Here is a 15,919-nt window from a genome sequence, read left to right as displayed (position 1 = left end):
CGCGGCCGCAGCGCGGCGGAGGCCCCTGGGGCCGAAAACATGCAGGCCGGCGCGGGCATCGTTGCTCGCGGGCTTTCCAGCTTGTGCCCCGGAAGGCGGACGCTGAAACCGTCCGGTAACACGTGGATCATGCCCCGTCCGGAACGTCACACACCGTGTCCCGGGCCACACCGGCCACAGCGGGCCCCGTCTGCGTACCGCAGGGGCCTCAGCCCACGGCCACGCCGAAGACGGCACCCAGCCCGTAGGTCACCGCGGCCGCCGCGCCGCCCAGCAGCATCTGCCGCAGGCCGCTGTACCACCAGGACCGTGCAGTCACCCTCGCCACGACCGCGCCGCACAGGAACAGCGCGAGCAGCGCCACGACGACGGCCGGCCACAGGGCTCCGGCGCCGAAGAGGTACGGCAGTACGGGCACGGCCGCACCGACGGAGAAGGAGCCGAAGGACGACACGGCGGCGACCGTCGGGGAGGGGAGGTCGCCGGGGTCGACGCCCAGCTCCTCGCGGGCGTGCACGTCCAGCGCCTGCTCGGGGTCGCGGGATATCTGCTCGGCGACCTGCGCGGCCAGTTCCGGTTCCACGCCGCGGGCCTCGTAGGCGGCCGCCAGCTCCCGTATCTCGTCCTGCGGGTTGCTCCGCAGCTCGCGCCGCTCCACGTCCAGCTCGGCCTGCACCAGCTCGCGCTGCGAGGCCACGGAAGTGTACTCCCCCGCCGCCATGGAGAAGGCTCCGGCGGCGAGACCGGCCAGGCCGGCGATGACCACGGTCTGCTGGGAGGCCGAGGAGCCGGCGACGCCGGTCATCAGGCCGAGGTTGGAGACGAGGCCGTCCATCGCGCCGAACACCGCGGGACGCAGCCAGCCGCCGTTGACGTCGCGGTGACCGTGCGGTTCCGCGTCCGCGCCGGGGGTCGGCGTCTCTTTTTGGGCGCTGGCCATGGGGCGCACCGTCCTTCCTTCGCGGCCGTCGGATGCTTCGACCGTAGGCACGCCTGCGCGCTCCGCGCCACCAAGGAAGGCCGTACTTACCCCTCTGACCAGGTATTCTCCCCAGCCCCCGTCCTCACAAGACTCCGGGGTGCGGCCCCGGAGCCCGGCGAGGCACCCCGCCCCGGACGGGTGGGGGGAGGGGGGCGGTTCAGGTGCGGCGGCCAGGCCGCTCGCTGGGGGCCGTCGGTGCGTCGTCGGCGGCCGGGCCGGGAGCCGGGGGCTCGGTGCCCTCGTCGCTGCCCGCGCTCTCCGCTGCCGCGTCGCTCTGCGCGTCCTGGTCGCTCTGCGCACCCTCGTCGCTCTGCGGCGAGGCCGGCGGCGTGCCGTCGCCGTCGGCGGCGCCCGGTTCGACGACCTTCTCGCGCCCGGGCGACACCCGGTGGGAGATCACGATGTAGGCCACCGCGAGCAGGAACACCCCGAGCGCCGTCCAGTTGTTCAGCCGCAGCCCCAGTACCTGGTGGGCGTCGTCGATGCGCAGGTACTCGATCCAGAAGCGCCCCGCGGTGTACGCGGCGACGTACAGCGCGAACGCCCGCCCGTGGCCCATGCGGAAGCGCCGGTCGGCCCAGATGACCAGGAAGGCCACGCCGATGCACCACAGCGACTCGTACAGGAAGGTCGGGTGGTAGGTGGCGGCGTCGAGGGATTCGACGGGCCGGTGGGCGCGGTCGATCTCCACGGCCCACGGAAGGTCGGTGGGGCGCCCGTACAGCTCCTGGTTGAACCAGTTCCCCCAGCGCCCGACGGCCTGGGCCAGCGCGATGCCGGGTGCGACGGCGTCCGCGTAGGCGGGCAGCGGAATGCCGCGGCGGCGGCAGCCGATCCACGCGCCGACGGCACCCAGCGCGATCGCGCCCCAGATGCCCAGTCCGCCGTCCCAGATGCGGAAGGCGTCCACCCAGTTGCGGCCCTCGCCGAAGTACAGCTGGTAGTCGGTGATCACGTGGTAGAGCCGGCCGCCCACCAGCCCGAACGGCACCGCCCAGACGGCGATGTCGGCGACCGTCCCGGTACGGCCGCCACGGGCGGTCCATCGCCGGTTGCCGAGCCAGACGGCGAGGAAGACGCCGATGATGATGCAGAACGCGTAGCCGCGCAGCGGGACCGGACCGAGATGGATCTCTCCGGCCGAGGGGCTGGGAATGAAGGCAAGGGTGTTCATGGCTCCCCCGACGCTACCGTGCCCGGCCGCCGGGGGCCGCCGCCCGGCACAACGGCTGGATAACGCTGCCCGGGACGCACCGGGGAAACGTCGCGCAAAGGCACCGGAAAGGGCCTCGGAAAGGCGCCGCCGACGACGCCCGCGGACGTGCCCGCCGCCGACGCCCGGACCGCCGAAAGGGCCCGGGCGCCGGCGGCGGGCACGGAACAGTCCACGGCCGCGGTCAGTTCTTCCTCTCCACGATCTGCCGCAGCTTCTGCGGCGTCAGCGGGTCGGCCGGGTCGGCACCGGCCGGCTTGCCGTCGATGAGGACGGTGGGGGTCTGGTTGATGCCCGCATCGAGGAACGCGTTGTTCGTGCGGGCGACGCGGTCGGCGTTGTGACCGTCCCGCACGCACGTCTCGAACTCGGCGGTCGACAGCCCTTCGACCTGGCGGGCGAGTCGCAGCAGGTACTTCCTGTCGCCGAAGGCGTCCTTCTGCTCCGGCGGCTGGTTCGTGTACAGCAGGTCGTGGTACGGGACGAACCTCCCGGCGTCGTTCGCGCACATCGCCGCCTCGGCGGCGTACTGGGAGCCCTGGCCCCCGAGGTTGTCGTCGATGAGGGTGACGAGGTGGTACTCCACCCGCAGCTTGCCCGCGTCGCGCAGGTCGTTGATCGTCTCCCGGTACTGCGACTCGAATGCCTCGCATCCGGGGCAGCGGAAGTCCTCGTACACCGTCATGGTCACCGGCGCCCCGACCGGACCCGTGGTCACGGGGCGGGCCTCCCCCGACGCGTTGTCGCCCTTGCCGGTCACGGACACCGCCACGGCGACCAGCGCCGCGACCGCGAGCACGAGGACGACCAGGCCGGCCATCTTCAACGTCCGCAGCCGCTTGGCTGACTGGCGCTCGCGCTCCCGCTCCACGCGCAGGCGCTCGCGGGCGCTCGCGGCTCCCGGGGGCTTGTCGTCGGTCATCACACTGTCGCGATCCATCTGACTCGTCACGTCATGCTGCAACGAGCCGGGGGCGTCGCGGCATGCGCCCCGGAACGGGAGTTCCCCCGAAAGGGGTCCCCGCACACGGTGCGCTCCGCTGCGGGGACCCCTCACGGGGCGGGTTGGCGTCCCGTCAGGCTCGCGCCGCCCGGCGCACGCCGGAGGCGAGTTCGCCGGCCAGAGTCCGCACGTCGGCCAGGCCCGCCTCCAGGTCGTCCGCGGCGGCGAGCAGGCGTTTGACGAAGGCCGAGCCGACGATCACGCCGTCGGCGAAGGTGGCGACCTCCGCCGCGTGGGCCGCGCTGGACACGCCGAGGCCCACGCAGACCGGGAGCTCGGCGGTCGCCCGGGTGCGGGCGACCAGGTCCTTCGCCTCCAGCCCGACGGATTCCCGGGTGCCGGTGACGCCCATCAGGGACGCCGCGTAGACGAAGCCGCTGCCGGCCGCGGTGATCCTCGCCAGCCGCTCGTCCCGGCTGGAGGGCGCGACGACGAAGACCGTGGCCAGGGAGTGCTGCTCGGCGGCCTTCGTCCACGCGCCGGCCTCCTCGACCGGGAGGTCGGGGAGGATGCAGCCGGCGCCGCCCGCGTCGGCGAGCTCGGCGGCGAAACGCTCCACCCCGTACCGGTCGACCGGGTTCCAGTACGTCATGACCAGGACCGGCGCACCCGTCGCGGCGTGCGCCTCCCGGACGGTGCGGAGCACGTCGGCGATGCGGACGCCGCCGCGCAGGGCGATGTCGTCGGCAGTCTGGATGACGGGGCCGTCCAGGACCGGGTCGCTGTGCGGCAGACCGACCTCGACGACGTCGCAGCCGCCCTCCAGCAGGGCGGTACAGGCGCGGATGCCGCCGTCCACGGTGGGGAAACCCGCAGGGAGGTAGCCGATCAGCGCGGCCCGGTTCTCGTTCCGGGCGCGGGCCAGGGTGGCGGTCAGGAGTTCGATGTTTCCGCTCACTGGTCGCTCCCCGGGGTCTCGGTGCCGCCCGGCTGGTCACCCGGCTGGTCGTCGTAGAGCCCGAAGTAGCGGGCGGCGGTGTCCATGTCCTTGTCGCCGCGTCCGGACAGGTTGACCAGGATCAGCCCGTCCGTGCCGAGTTCGCGGCCGAGGTCGAGCGCACCGGCGAGGGCGTGGGCGCTCTCGATCGCCGGGATGATCCCCTCCGTCTCGGAGAGCAGGCGCAGCGCGCGCATCGCCTCGTCGTCGGTGACGGGCCGGTACTCCCCGCGCCCGCTGTCCTTGAGGTAGGCGTGCTCGGGGCCGATGCCGGGGTAGTCCAGGCCGGCCGAGATCGAGTACGGCTCGGTGATCTGGCCCTCGTCATCCTGGAGGAGGTAGCTGCGGGAACCGTGCAGGATGCCCGGCTCGCCCGCCGTGAGGGTCGCCGCGTGCTCGCCGGAGGCGACGCCGTGTCCCGCGGCCTCGCAGCCGACCAGCCGGACGCCGGGGTCGTCGAGGAAGGCGTGGAACAGGCCGATCGCGTTGGAGCCGCCGCCGACGCAGGCCACGGCGGCGTCCGGCAGCCGGCCGGTGCGCTCCTGGATCTGGCGCCGTGCCTCGACGCCGATCACCCGGTGGAAGTCCCGCACCAGTGCCGGGAAGGGGTGCGGGCCGGCCGCGGTGCCGAAGAGGTAGTGGGTGCGGTCGACGTTCGCGACCCAGTCGCGGAACGCCTCGTTGATCGCGTCCTTGAGCGTACGGCTGCCGGAGGTCACCGGTACGACCTCGGCTCCGAGCATGCGCATCCGGGCCACGTTCAGCGCCTGCCGCTTTGTGTCGACCTCGCCCATGTAGACGGTGCACTCGAGGCCGAAGAGCGCGCAGGCCGTCGCGGTGGCGACGCCGTGCTGCCCGGCGCCGGTCTCCGCGATGACCCGGGACTTGCCCATGCGGCGGGTGAGCAGGGCCTGCCCCAGCACGTTGTTGATCTTGTGCGAGCCGGTGTGATTGAGGTCCTCGCGCTTGAGGAAGACGCGGGCGCCGCCGGCGTGTTCCGCGAAGCGCGGCACCTCGGTGAGGGCGCTGGGACGTCCGGTGTAGTGGACCAGGAGGTCCTCGAGCTCCGCGGTGAAGGCGGGGTCCGCTTTGGCCTTGTCGTACTCGATGGCGACCTCGTCGACGGCGGCGACGAGGGCCTCCGGGATGAACTTGCCGCCGAAGGCCCCGAAGTAGCCCTCGGGTGTGGGCACCCGGCCCTCCGGGTCGGGGATGAAGTAGCGGGACATCTGCGTGGTGCTCCTTGCGGTTCGTCGTCTGAAGGGGGAGCGCCGGGTGGGCGCGGGGGGCCGGCTCCAGCCTCCTGCGGGGCCCGGGCGGCACGGCGGGGACGCGCCGACGGCAGGCCATCGCCCGCCTGCTCGGCCGTGCGGGGCGTGGACGGCGCCGCCGGAGCGCGGGCCGCACGCGCGGCGCCGTGGCAGGGTGGCGGAGGGTCCCGCCGACGGCGGTGCCCCTCGTCCCGGGTGCCGTCGGCGTCCCACTGTCATGAGGGGACGCCGACGGCACCCGTGGCGGGCGGGGTCCCGGGCGGGGCGGTGCCACGCGGCGTCACGGCCGGGCGGGCGGGGTCGGGAGCAGGTGCGGGTGCGGTCAGGCCGTCGCCGCGGCGGCGGGCCATCGCCGGCCGTTGACCTGACCGGGTTCGCAGCCGATGTGGTAGCGGACGCGACGCCCGTGCACCCGCCGCGCCGGGGCGCGGCACCCGCGGGGGCGGCAGCCGCGGCGCAGGCGCGCGTACGGGTCGCGCGGCGCGGCGGCGCGGTGCGGTCGCCGGTCCACCGGAGGTCAGCCCTTCCCGTGGCGCAGCGCGGGGTGCGCGCCTGCGGCGACGAGGTCGGCGACGGCGCTCTTGGGGTCCTTGCCTGTGACCAGGGACTCGCCGACGAGGACGGCGTCGGCGCCCTCGTTGGCGTAGGCGATCAGGTCGTGCGGGCCGCGTACGCCCGATTCCGCGACCTTGACGATGTGGTCGGGAATCTCGGGTGCGACGCGCTCGAAGGTGCCGCGGTCGACCTCGAGGGTCTTCAGGTTGCGGGCATTGACGCCGATGATGCGCGCGCCGGCGTCGACGGCGCGGGCGGCCTCCTCCTCGTCGTGGACCTCGACGAGCGGGGTGAGGCCGAGGGACTCGGCACGTTCGACGAGGGAGACGAGAGCCTGCTGTTCCAGGGCGGCGACGATGAGCAGCACGACGTCAGCGCCGTAGGCTCTGGCCTCCCAGAGCTGGTAGGACGTGACGACGAAGTCCTTGCGGAGCACGGGAATGTCGACCTTGGCGCGGACGGCCTCGAGGTCGGCGAGGGAGCCGCCGAAGCGGCGCTGCTCGGTGAGGACGGAGATCACGGACGCGCCCCCGGCCTCGTAGTCGGCGGCAAGGCCGGCGGGGTCGGCGATGGCGGCGAGCGCGCCCTTGGACGGGCTGGACCGCTTGACCTCGCAGATGACCCGGACGCTGTCGCCCTTGAGTGCCGCGACGCCGTCCTTGGCCTGGGGGGCGGCCGCGGCGCGCTGCTTGAGGTCGTCGAGGCTGATCCGCGCCTGCCGTTCGGCGAGGTCTTGGCGAACGCCGTCGATGATCTCGTCAAGCACACTCACGCGAGCGGCCCCCTTCGTGGCTGGGTTCGTGGCTGAGAAATGTCGATGGTCGGGCACTGCGATGGTATCCGGCCATGAACGGAGGGCCTGCATCCGGTTACCCCAAATCCCACATTGCGGACAGTTCCCACGAAACTCAGGGGGCGAGCGCCGCTCCGAAGGGGAGGTTGCGGACGACCGTGAAGACCAGGACCAGCCCGGTGCCGAGCCACAGGTGCACGGGTCGCACGGGCACGGTCACGGGCCGGGCTCGGATCACCCTGACGCACCAGTGGAGCAGGAAGAGGACGGCCAGAGCCATGCCGGCCAGCGCGAGCGCGTTGGCTCCGAGGGCCGCGGCCAGGTCGCCGTGGGAGACGGCGTGAGCGGAGCGCAGACCACCGCAGCCGGGGCAGAGGATGCCGGTGAGCTGCAGCAGCGGGCAGGCCGGGTAGTGGCCGGGCGCATTGGGGTCGCGAGCGGCGACGTACGCGAAGGCCCCTGCCACGGCGGCCAGGGCGCTCAGCGGGGCGGCGAGCCGGGTGAGGGTGCCTGGGGTGCGGGCGCCGGCGGGGGTGGGGGTGGGGGCGTGGGTCACTGTCCCAGCCTGTCTGGTGCGGGCGGTCGGCGCCAGCGCGTTTCCGGCGGAGTGTCCGGCCGGGCGGACGCCGGAGCGGTCCCGGCGTGCCGCGCGCGGCGCACGGGGTGTGCGCCGCGCGGGCGGGACGCCACCGGGGTGGCGGCCGTCGTAGAGGTCGGCGGAGAGGTCAGTGCGGGGCGTCCGGGTTCGGGTCGTGGCCGAGTCCCATGGAGCGCATCACCAGGCCGGCCACGCCGCCGAGGCCCACCACGACCAGGCCGGCCACCACTCCGATCGGCTGGGCCGTCACGGTGAAGGCACCGCCGATGCAGAAGCCGATGAAGGCGATGATGACGCCGGTCCAGGCCGCCGGGCTGTTTCCGTGGTGGTAGTGCTTCGCCATGGGTTGCTGCTCCTCGTCGTTTCCCTCGGTGGGCGGGCGCGCCGCCCGCACCATTGTGTCCGTTGGCCGTTCGCGGTGGATCACGGGGTGCCGTGCGTGGGGTCCTCGCCGCGGTCGAGGGCCTTCCACAGGTCCTCGGGCCGGTCGGGGTCGACGGGCGGCGGAGTGTCGCGGCGGGGGGCACGGGTCCCGCGCTCGTACCGGCCGGTGCCTGCCATGGAGGGCCAGCGCCGCCCGTACCCCAGGGCCAGCAGTCCGGCGAGCAGCAGCAGGGCTCCGCCCGTCGTGGAGATCCACGGCCAGGCGCTGACCTGCACGGCGTCGATGGCGCCTTCGGTGAGGCCGCTTGCCCGCGCGGCCTTCTCGGTGAGCGCGGCATGGTCGCGGGCACCGGCCACGGCGGCGGCGACGGTGCCGGCGCCGCTGAGGGCGAGCAGGCCGGCGACGACGACGCGGACCGCGCGGCGGACGGCGAAGACGGCGACCAGGGCCGCGAGGCCGGTCAGGGCGAAGGCGCTGGGCAGGCCGGTGATGTCGCTGCCGGTGGCGGTCACCGGAAGGGTGCCGCCGGCGAAGGTGGTGGTGGTCTCGCTCCACACCTGCCCGGCGGCGATCAGTGCCAGTGCCGCGCCCAGCGGGCCACTCAGCAGCGCCGCCGCGAGGGCGCGCCGGGGTGTGCGGGAGGTGCGGGGCGGTGGTGCGGAAGTCACGGGCCCACGCTACCGCCGGGGCCGGCGGCCCGGGGGGCGCCCCCGAGGTGTGCGGCGGTGTGCACGGCACGCAGCACGGCGGCGGCCTTGTTCTGGCATTCGGTGTCCTCGGCGGCGGGGTCGGAGTCGGCGACGACACCGGCCCCGGCCTGCACGTAGGCGGTGCCGTCGCGGAGGACTGCGGTCCGGATGGCGATGGCGGTGTCGGCGTCGCCGGCGAAGTCGAGGTAGCCGACGCAGCCCCCGTAGACGCCGCGGCGGGTGGTCTCGAGTTCCTCGATGATCTGGAGCGCGCGGGGCTTGGGGGCGCCGGAGAGAGTGCCGGCGGGGAAGCAGGCGGTGAGGGCGTCGAAGGCGGTGCGGTCGGGGGCGAGGCGGCCGGTGACGGTGGAGACGATGTGCATCACGTGGCTGTACCGCTCGATGGACATGAAGTCGACGACCTCGACGCTGCCCGGCCGGCAGACGCGGCCGAGGTCGTTGCGGCCGAGGTCGACGAGCATGAGGTGTTCGGCGCGTTCCTTGGGGTCGGCGAGGAGTTCGTCGGCGAGTGCGGTGTCGCGCTGCGGGGTGGCGCCGCGCGGCCTGGTGCCGGCGATGGGGTGCATCAGGGCCTGCCCGTCCTCGACCTTGACCAGCGCCTCCGGGCTGGAGCCGACGACGTCGAAGCCGCCCGCGCCCCCGTCGTCCGCCTCCCCGGCGAAGCGGAACAGGTACATGTACGGGCTGGGGTTGGTGGTGCGCAGGGCGCGGTAGACGTCGAGGGCGGAGGCCTGGCAGGGGGTCTCGAAGCGCTGTGAGGGGACGACCTGGAAGGCCTCCCCGGCACGGATGCGTTCCTTGATGTCCTCCACGGCCGCGCGGTAGGTGGCGCCTCCGCCGGTACGGGAGACCTGCTCGGGAAGGGCGGAGGGCGGCAGGGTCGCGGCGCCCGCGGGTGCGGGGCGGTCGAGGTCGGCAGCCATCGCGTCGAGGCGGGCCACGGCGTCGTGGTAGGCCTCGTCGACGCCGGTGTCGAGGTCGTTGTGGTTGATGGCGTTGGCGATGAGCAGCACGGTGCCGTCGCGGTGGTCGAGCACGGCGAGGTCGGAGGCGAGCTGCATGGTGAGCTCGGGGAGGCGCAGGTCGTCGCGGGTGCTGTCGCCGATCCGCTCCAGGCGGCGTACGACGTCGTAGCCGAGATAGCCGACCATACCGCCGGTGAACGGCGGGAGTTCGCCGCTCTCGTGGAGGTCGCGCGGGGTGTGCAGGGCCTCGACGGTGGCGCGCAGCGCGTGCAGCGGATCGCCGTCGGTGGGGACGCCGGCGGGCGGGTCGCCGAGCCAGTGGGCGCGGCCGTCGCGGACGGTGAGAGTGGCGGCGCTGCGGACACCGACGAAGGAGTACCGGGACCAGGTGCGGCCGTTCTCGGCGGACTCCAGGAGGAAGGTGCCGGCGCGTGAACCGGCGAGCTTGCGGTACAGGCCTACGGGCGTGTCGCCGTCGGCGAGGAGCCGGCGGGTGACGGGGATGACGCGGCGGTCCTTGGCGAGCTGGCGAAAGGTGTCGAGGTCCGGAGTGGTCATGTGGGCCTTGGGTCCTGTTCCTGGGGTCCGTGACGGGTGCGTGGCGGCGGGGCCGGGTGCGTGCCGGCGGTCAGCCGTCGGCGGTGACGGGCAGGGGCGCGGCGTCGAAGCAAGTGCGGTCGCCGGTGTGGCAGGCGGCGCCGGTCTGGTCGACCCTGACCAGGACGGTATCGCCGTCGCAGTCCAGGGCCACGGACTTGACATGCTGGACGTGGCCCGACGTGTCGCCCTTGACCCAGTATTCCCCGCGGCTGCGCGACCAGTAGGTGCAGCGGCCGGTGGTGAGGGTGCGGTGCAGGGCCTCGTCGTCCATCCAGCCGAGCATCAGCACCTCGCCGGTGTCGTACTGCTGGGCGATGGCGGGGACCAGCCCGTCGGCGTTGCGGCGGAGGCGGGCGGCCACGGCGGGGTCGAGTGCGGAGGAGTCGGCGGGGACGCGGGTCATGGGTCCATTCTGCCGCCGCTGGCGGTATGGTGCGCAACGCCGTTCGGGGTGCCGGTGTGACGTGCGGGGCGGGCATGATCGGGCATGTACCGGACATTCTCCCCCGCGGCCCCGGATGTCCGTGCCATGCGGCATCCTTGCGCCATGAGTCTTCCTCCGCCGCCGCAGGACCCGCAGGCCCACGGCAGTTCAGGATCGTCGGGCTTCGGACCGCCGCAGGGATTCGGGCCCGCGCCCGGCGGACCGGCTCCTCAGGGGCAGCCGGTCGGCGGCGGCTTCGGCCCACCCGGCAGCGGAGCGGGGACGGGTCCGGGCGGCGGATTCCCGCCCCCTCCGGGGTACGGCGCACCGCACGGGCAGCCCGGCTTTCCCGGCAGCCAGCCGTACGGGATACCCCCGCAGCCGCCCGGCGGCGGCAATCGCGGCGCAAAGGTCGCGGCGATCGTGGTGGGCTCGGTGCTGGCGGCGGCGGTCGCGGTCGGCGGCGTGGTGCTGCTGGTCGGGGGCGACGGCGGCAGCAGCAGGGCCGAGGCCACCGGAGACCATTCACCCGGCGCGGAGGAGGAGCCCGGCGCGGGCGCCGCCGACCCCTCCGGTGCCCCGGACGTTCCGGCCCCGGGCGCCTCGGAGGAGCCGGACTCCTCCCTGCCGACCTCTCCGGGGCAGGATCTGGTGCCGTTCGTCGTGCTGGAGCCCGGTCAGTGCTTCGACCACCCGGCGCTGAGCAGCGACGTCTCCCTGGTGGAGACGCGGTCGTGCGACGAGTCGCACGACGGTGAGGTCATCACCAACGACACGCTCAGCGGCACCTTCGCGGACGAGCAGGCGCTGCGCACGAAGGTGATGGAGCTGTGCCACTCCGACGTGAACACCCGGCTGAACTCGATGCCCAAGGACGGCCGGGTGTACTACTACTACGCGATCTACCCGGCGCTGCCGACGTACCAGCTGGGCGACGACGACACGATCTCCTGCGCGATCACCCTGAGCGACACGCTGGACGGCCCGAAACTCACCGCTCCGCTCCCGGACTGAGGAACCGCACGGGCGTACGCTGACGGCATGTCGACTCATGCCAGGCGGGAACGTCTGCTTCTCGCCGACCTGCTGGAGAGTGCCGGGCCGGAGGCCGAGACGCTGTGCGGCGACTGGCGGACACGTGATCTCGCCGCGCACCTGGTGGTGCGCGAGCGGCGCGCAGACGCCGCGGGCGGGATCGTCCTCAAGCCGCTTGCCGCGCGTCTGGAGAGGGTGCAGGCCGAGTTCCGGGACAAGCCGTACGAGGAGCTGATCCAGCTCATCCGCACCGGCCCGCCGAAGTTCTCCCCGTTCTCACTGAAGCAGGTCGACGAGGCGGCGAACGTGGTGGAGTTCTTCGTGCACGCGGAGGACGTCCGCCGGGCGCAGCCGGACTGGACGCCGCGCGAGATCGATCCGGTGTTCGCCGACGCGCTGTGGCGCCGGTTGGAGACCGTCGCACGGCTGTCCGGGCGCCGCTCGCCGGTCGGCTTGGTCCTGCGCCGCCCCAACGGCCAGACCGTGGTGGCGCACAAGGGCACCCCGGTGGTCACGGTGAGCGGTGAGCCGGCGGAGCTGCTGCTGTTCGCCTACGGGCGGCAGCGGGTGGCCCGGGTCGAGACGGAGGGCGACAAGGACGCCGTGGCCCGGGTGCTGGAGGCGGAGCTGGGCCTGGGAGACTCCCAGGCATGAGCGATCCTGCGGGGATACCCCGTGTGCTGGTGGTACAGAACGGCCCGGACGGCGGTCCGGGCCGTTTCGGCGCGTGGCTGACCGAGGCCGGGCTGGCGCTGGACGTGGCGCACGGCTACCGGGCGGAGGGTCCACCGGTGCCGGAAGAGCTCTCCCAGCAGGCGGTGGTGGTGCTGGGCGGCGGCTACCTGCCGGACGCCGACGACCGCGCGCCCTGGCTGGCGCGGACACGTGCGCTGGTGACGCGGGCACTCGAGCGGGAGGTGCCGGTGTTCGGCATCTGCCTAGGCGGGCAGTTGCTGGCGCAGGTCGCGGGCGGCACGGTCCGCGGGGAGCACGGGGCGCCGGAAGTCGGCAGCACCGCGCTGACGCTGCGCGCGGAGGCCGGTGAGGACGTGCTGTTCCGCGGCCTGCCCGAACGTTGCACCGCGATCGAGAACCACGTGGACGCCATCACCGCGCTGCCGCCGGGCGCGCCGTGGCTGGTGGAGAGCGAGCACTGCCCGTACCAGGCGTTCCGGGTCGGCGAGCGGGCCTGGGGCGTGCAGTTCCACCCCGAGGCGAGCGCCGCGCAGACCCGCGGCTGGGACCCGGAGCGGCTGCGCCGGCTGGGGTTCGACCCGGACGACGTCCCGGCGGGGGCGGAGCGTGACGAGGCGGCAGCGACACCGGTGTGGCGCGAGGTCGCGCGGCGATTCGCCGGCGTGGTGCACGCGGCGGCTTAGCGCGGACGCGTCCAGGCGCCGGAACGGCTCGCGCGGGCGGCCGGTCAGCGGGGCGGCCCGTCAGCCGGTCGGCCGGTCAGCCGGTGACGACCCGGGAGGCGAACGCGGCGCCGGGGCTGCCGTCGGCCAGCGCTTCGACCAGCGCCTCACCGGCGGCGTGCAGCGCGTCGTCGGTCATGGCGCCGAGCGCGTCAAGCACGAAGAAGGCGCGGGTCGTCTCGTGCGTGAGTCGGGTGCGGGCGCACTGGCGCCAGTTCCACCGGCGGCAGGTGACACCCGCGTCGTCCCGCCACACCACCTCACCCGGGCGGGGGTGTTCGACGGTCGGCTCGCCGCCGGCGACGACCTCGAACGGCTCGCTGCCGTCGGCCCGGACCAGCCGGGCCGGACCGCGATAGTGGTCGAGGTCCTCGCCGCCGAGCGGCACCAGGTGCGCCACCGAGACGGCGTTGTACACGTCGGTGAGCCGGTCGATGCGGGGCAGGCCGTCGTCCAGCCGGCGCAGCAGCGCCTCCGCGCTGGGGCGGGTGCGCCGGGGCTTGGCCCCGAAGGCCCGGAACGCCTCCTGCCAGGCGGCGAGGTGCGGGTGCTCCTCGGGCGGGAGGCCGCCCAGCAGGTCGCGGGCCCGCTTCTCGGCCGCCGCCAGATGCCGTTCGCCCGTCTCGTCGCTCGGTCCGGGCCGCAGGCCCTCGGCGACCACGACGAGCGAGCGGTAGTCGGGGCGCAGCGCGAAGACGGCCGCGTCGATACGGACAGCGTCGAGCCAGTGCTGTGCTTCGGCGGTCACGGTTCTCCCTGTGGGACGAGCACGACTGAGGTCATCATGCTGCACTTTGCGGTACACCGTACTGCATCGTCGCGGGCTCCGGTTGTCTGCACCGCAACCACCCTTGCGACCTGCGCCGACGGCCCGGTAGAACGCGCCCCCAGGGCGGGGAGAGACCCCGGGCCGGACAGCGGAGAGGGGTGATCCGCCGTGCGGATCGCACTGGCGCAGACCGACTGCGCGCTCGGGGACGTGACGGGCAACCTCGAGCGCGCCCACCGGATCGTCCGGCGCGCGGCGGCGGAGGGCGCCGATCTGGTCGTCCTTCACGGTGGGATCGAAGGAGTTCACCGAGCAGAAGATCCTCGGCAGCATCACGCAGTACGCGCTGCGTGCGGCGGGCGCCCGGACGAAGGACCAGACCGGGCTGAGCGGTTCGACCATCGTTCGCGGCGCACTGGAGAGCCGCGAGATCGACATGTACTGGGAGTACTCCGGCACCGGCTGGACGCAGTACCTCGGCCACGACCGGCCCGTGGAGGGCGCCCGGGAGCAGTTCCGCCGCACCGCGGCGGAGGACCGGGAGAAGAACGGCGTGGTGTGGCTCGGACCGACCCGCTTCGGCAACCAGTACGCGCTCGCGCGGGCGAGCGACGTCACCGGCGACCTCGCGGACGTCGACGAGCTGAGCGACCTGCGGCAGTACGGTGCCGCGCACCCGGAGGAGATGACGCTCTGCGGGGCGGCGGAGTTCCTGGACCGCGAGCTGCGGGCGATACAGAAGACGTACGACGTCGGTTTCCCGGCGCCTCAGGTCTACCAGAACGCGCTGGCGCTCAACTACGTCAACGTCGCGAAGGGCAGCCCGTGCACCTTCGCGGAGGTCTTCACCACCGACGCGCGCATCGAGTCCCTGGACCTGACGGTGGTGAAGGACGACCGGTACCACTTCACCACGGAGCTGGCCGCGCTGACGGTGCGTGAGGAGACGCTGAAGAAGCACCCGGAGCTGGAGCAGCTCGCACAGCGACTGGGCAAGAAGCTGACCGAGGACACGATGATCGAGCTCAACGGCATGGTGGACCTGGAGGGCCGCTCTACCGACGAGGCGGCGCTGCACTTCCTGCGGGAGCACGGCTTCATCGGCGGGCCGTGACCGCCTGAGCGCTCGCGCGGGCGGCGGAAAGGTTTCAGGCCCTCGCGCGGGCGGCTTCGACGCGCTGCTGCTCCTGCTCGGCGGCGGCCATGCGGTCCAGGTACGCGTCGGCCGCGTCGTCGATCAGGTCGGCGGCCTCGGTGAGCGTGATCTTGACCGGGAACGGCGGCACGGACAGGCCGGTGCGCTCCTCAATGAGCACGCTCAGCTCGGTGAGCGACAGCGAGTCCATCTCGAGCTCGGCGAAGGTGGCGTCGGGGTGCAGGTTCTGCTTGGGGAGGCCGAAGGTCTCCATGAGGATCTGCATCAGCAGGTTGAAGGCCACGGTCATGGCATCCTCCCGGTGGCGTGGACGGCCGCGCATCTCCCACAGTGCCGCCGCACCCCTGGGCCCCGGCGTATCCGCGGGGCGGAGGCCGCCGCGCTTCACCCGCGTGGGCCATGGCTCGCTCCGCGGTGTGGGCTGGTGGGGCTGGTGGGCGGGGTGGGAGGGTGACGGGGTGACGATGCCTTTCGACGCCGTGCTGTGCGACATCGACAACGTGATCCGGTACTACGACCACACCGAACTGGCGCGGCTGGAGGAGGCCGAAGGGCTGGAACCGGGGACGACGGCGAAGGTCGCGTTCTCCGACGGGGTCGACGGGCCCCTGCTGCGCGGCGAGATCACCAAGAGCCAGTGGCGGGAGTCGATCGTCCGGGGGCTCACCGGGCAGGTGCCGGAGGATACGGCGCGGAGGCTGGTCCGGGCGTTCGGACGAACGCCGACACGGGCGGACGAGACGGTCGTGGAGCTGCTGCGACGGGCGCAGCGACACGTGCCGGTGGTGCTGGTGACCAACGCGACGCGCGAGCTGGCGGAGGAGCTGGAGCCGTTGGGGCTGCTGGCGCACTTCGGTGACCGGATCGTCAACAGCGCGCTGGTGGGGGTGGCGAAGCCCGACCGGCGGATCTACCTGCGGGCGGCGGAGCTGGCGGGGGTGCCCCCGGAGCGGTGTGTGTTCGTCGACGACCGGGCGGAGAACGTCGAGGCGGCGGCCGCGATGGGGATGACCGGTGTGCACTTCCGCGGGGTGGAGGACCTGGCGCGGGCGCTGGAAGGGCTACCGGGGTGAGGGCCGAGCCGTGCCGCACGCCCCGGACAGGC

General features: G+C 73.6%; 19 protein-coding genes. 5 read left to right on the top strand and 14 right to left on the bottom strand.

Translation table 11 applies throughout. The features are described 5' to 3' along the window. Window positions 1-208: 208 nt before the first annotated feature. From E4198_RS21705 to hisI, 12 genes are all read right to left on the bottom strand, one after another. On the bottom strand, window positions 209-940 hold the full coding sequence (locus E4198_RS21705; RefSeq protein ID WP_136184633.1) for a VIT1/CCC1 transporter family protein: 732 nt from the start codon (window positions 938-940) through the stop codon (window positions 209-211). A gap of 199 nt (window positions 941-1,139) precedes the next feature. Further along, window positions 1,140-2,156: a prolipoprotein diacylglyceryl transferase gene (gene lgt / locus E4198_RS21700; RefSeq protein ID WP_136184632.1), complete on the bottom strand. Its 1,017-nt coding sequence runs from the start codon at window positions 2,154-2,156 to the stop codon at window positions 1,140-1,142. Window positions 2,157-2,379: 223 nt separating this feature from the next. Continuing rightward, window positions 2,380-3,117, bottom strand: coding sequence for a thioredoxin domain-containing protein (locus tag E4198_RS21695; RefSeq protein ID WP_210732877.1), 738 nt, complete (start codon window positions 3,115-3,117; stop codon window positions 2,380-2,382). 154 nt (window positions 3,118-3,271) lie between these two features. Continuing rightward, a complete protein-coding gene (gene trpA, locus E4198_RS21690; protein WP_136184631.1) occupies window positions 3,272-4,096 on the bottom strand; it encodes a tryptophan synthase subunit alpha in 825 nt (274 codons plus the stop codon). Beyond that, window positions 4,093-5,364: a tryptophan synthase subunit beta gene (trpB, locus tag E4198_RS21685; protein ID WP_136184630.1), complete on the bottom strand. Its 1,272-nt coding sequence runs from the start codon at window positions 5,362-5,364 to the stop codon at window positions 4,093-4,095. Before trpB ends, trpA begins: the two co-directional genes overlap by 4 nt. A gap of 364 nt (window positions 5,365-5,728) precedes the next feature. Further along, complete coding sequence (locus E4198_RS25845) at window positions 5,729-5,917, bottom strand: hypothetical protein (RefSeq protein ID WP_136184629.1); 189 nt, start codon at window positions 5,915-5,917, stop codon at window positions 5,729-5,731. A gap of 6 nt (window positions 5,918-5,923) precedes the next feature. Further along, entirely contained in the window at window positions 5,924-6,733 is an 810-nt protein-coding gene (gene trpC / locus E4198_RS21675) for an indole-3-glycerol phosphate synthase TrpC (protein WP_136184628.1), read from the bottom strand. 136 nt (window positions 6,734-6,869) lie between these two features. Beyond that, window positions 6,870-7,310: a DUF2752 domain-containing protein gene (locus tag E4198_RS21670; protein WP_168711489.1), complete on the bottom strand. Its 441-nt coding sequence runs from the start codon at window positions 7,308-7,310 to the stop codon at window positions 6,870-6,872. Window positions 7,311-7,479: 169 nt separating this feature from the next. Beyond that, complete coding sequence (locus tag E4198_RS21665) at window positions 7,480-7,695, bottom strand: HGxxPAAW family protein (RefSeq protein WP_136184626.1); 216 nt, start codon at window positions 7,693-7,695, stop codon at window positions 7,480-7,482. Window positions 7,696-7,775: 80 nt separating this feature from the next. Further along, window positions 7,776-8,405 carry a TIGR02234 family membrane protein gene (locus E4198_RS21660; RefSeq protein WP_136184625.1) on the bottom strand — a complete coding sequence of 210 codons (630 nt, stop codon included), beginning with the start codon at window positions 8,403-8,405 and terminating at the stop codon, window positions 7,776-7,778. After that, entirely contained in the window at window positions 8,402-9,970 is a 1,569-nt protein-coding gene (locus E4198_RS21655; RefSeq protein ID WP_136184624.1) for an anthranilate synthase component I, read from the bottom strand. The genes E4198_RS21660 and E4198_RS21655 overlap by 4 nt, the downstream gene beginning before the upstream one ends. A 70-nt stretch (window positions 9,971-10,040) precedes the next feature. Continuing rightward, window positions 10,041-10,415, bottom strand: a complete 375-nt coding sequence (hisI, locus tag E4198_RS21650; RefSeq protein ID WP_027762495.1) for a phosphoribosyl-AMP cyclohydrolase — start codon at window positions 10,413-10,415, stop codon at window positions 10,041-10,043. Window positions 10,416-10,559: 144 nt separating this feature from the next. On the opposite strand from hisI, the gene E4198_RS21645 reads away from it, so the two are divergent. From E4198_RS21645 to E4198_RS21635, 3 genes are read left to right on the top strand one after another with little or no spacing between them, the layout of a single operon-like run. Next, window positions 10,560-11,450 (top strand): hypothetical protein, encoded by an 891-nt coding sequence (locus E4198_RS21645; RefSeq protein ID WP_136184623.1) that lies wholly within the window; start codon window positions 10,560-10,562, stop codon window positions 11,448-11,450. Between the two features lie 27 nt (window positions 11,451-11,477). Then, complete coding sequence (locus tag E4198_RS21640) at window positions 11,478-12,125, top strand: TIGR03085 family metal-binding protein (RefSeq protein WP_136184622.1); 648 nt, start codon at window positions 11,478-11,480, stop codon at window positions 12,123-12,125. Further along, entirely contained in the window at window positions 12,122-12,850 is a 729-nt protein-coding gene (locus E4198_RS21635; RefSeq protein WP_247597790.1) for a type 1 glutamine amidotransferase, read from the top strand. The genes E4198_RS21640 and E4198_RS21635 overlap by 4 nt, the downstream gene beginning before the upstream one ends. 76 nt (window positions 12,851-12,926) lie before the next feature. Here E4198_RS21635 and E4198_RS21630 read toward each other — a convergent pair whose 3' ends face one another. Beyond that, the gene (locus tag E4198_RS21630; RefSeq protein WP_136184621.1) at window positions 12,927-13,637 is read right to left on the bottom strand and encodes a phenylalanine--tRNA ligase beta subunit-related protein; all 711 of its coding nucleotides are present in this window, start codon (window positions 13,635-13,637) and stop codon (window positions 12,927-12,929) included. Between the two features lie 310 nt (window positions 13,638-13,947). Here E4198_RS21630 and E4198_RS21620 point away from each other — a divergent pair, with 310 nt between their 5' ends. Then, window positions 13,948-14,772 (top strand): glycine betaine ABC transporter substrate-binding protein, encoded by an 825-nt coding sequence (locus tag E4198_RS21620; protein WP_210732876.1) that lies wholly within the window; start codon window positions 13,948-13,950, stop codon window positions 14,770-14,772. A 34-nt stretch (window positions 14,773-14,806) separates the two neighbouring features. Here the strand turns inward: E4198_RS21620 and E4198_RS25090 are convergent, their stop codons facing one another. Then, the gene (locus E4198_RS25090) at window positions 14,807-15,103 is read right to left on the bottom strand and encodes an acyl carrier protein (protein ID WP_168711488.1); all 297 of its coding nucleotides are present in this window, start codon (window positions 15,101-15,103) and stop codon (window positions 14,807-14,809) included. A gap of 175 nt (window positions 15,104-15,278) precedes the next feature. Between E4198_RS25090 and E4198_RS21610 the strand changes: the two genes are divergently transcribed. Beyond that, entirely contained in the window at window positions 15,279-15,887 is a 609-nt protein-coding gene (locus tag E4198_RS21610) for an HAD family phosphatase (protein WP_136184618.1), read from the top strand. The last annotated feature ends 32 nt before the right edge of the window (window positions 15,888-15,919 follow it).

This window comes from Streptomyces sp. RKND-216, from assembly GCF_004795255.1.
GTDB classification, from domain to species: domain Bacteria; phylum Actinomycetota; class Actinomycetes; order Streptomycetales; family Streptomycetaceae; genus Streptomyces; species Streptomyces hazeniae.
Note: the sequence above shows the minus strand (reverse complement) of the source record. Positions and strands in the feature narration are given on the sequence as shown.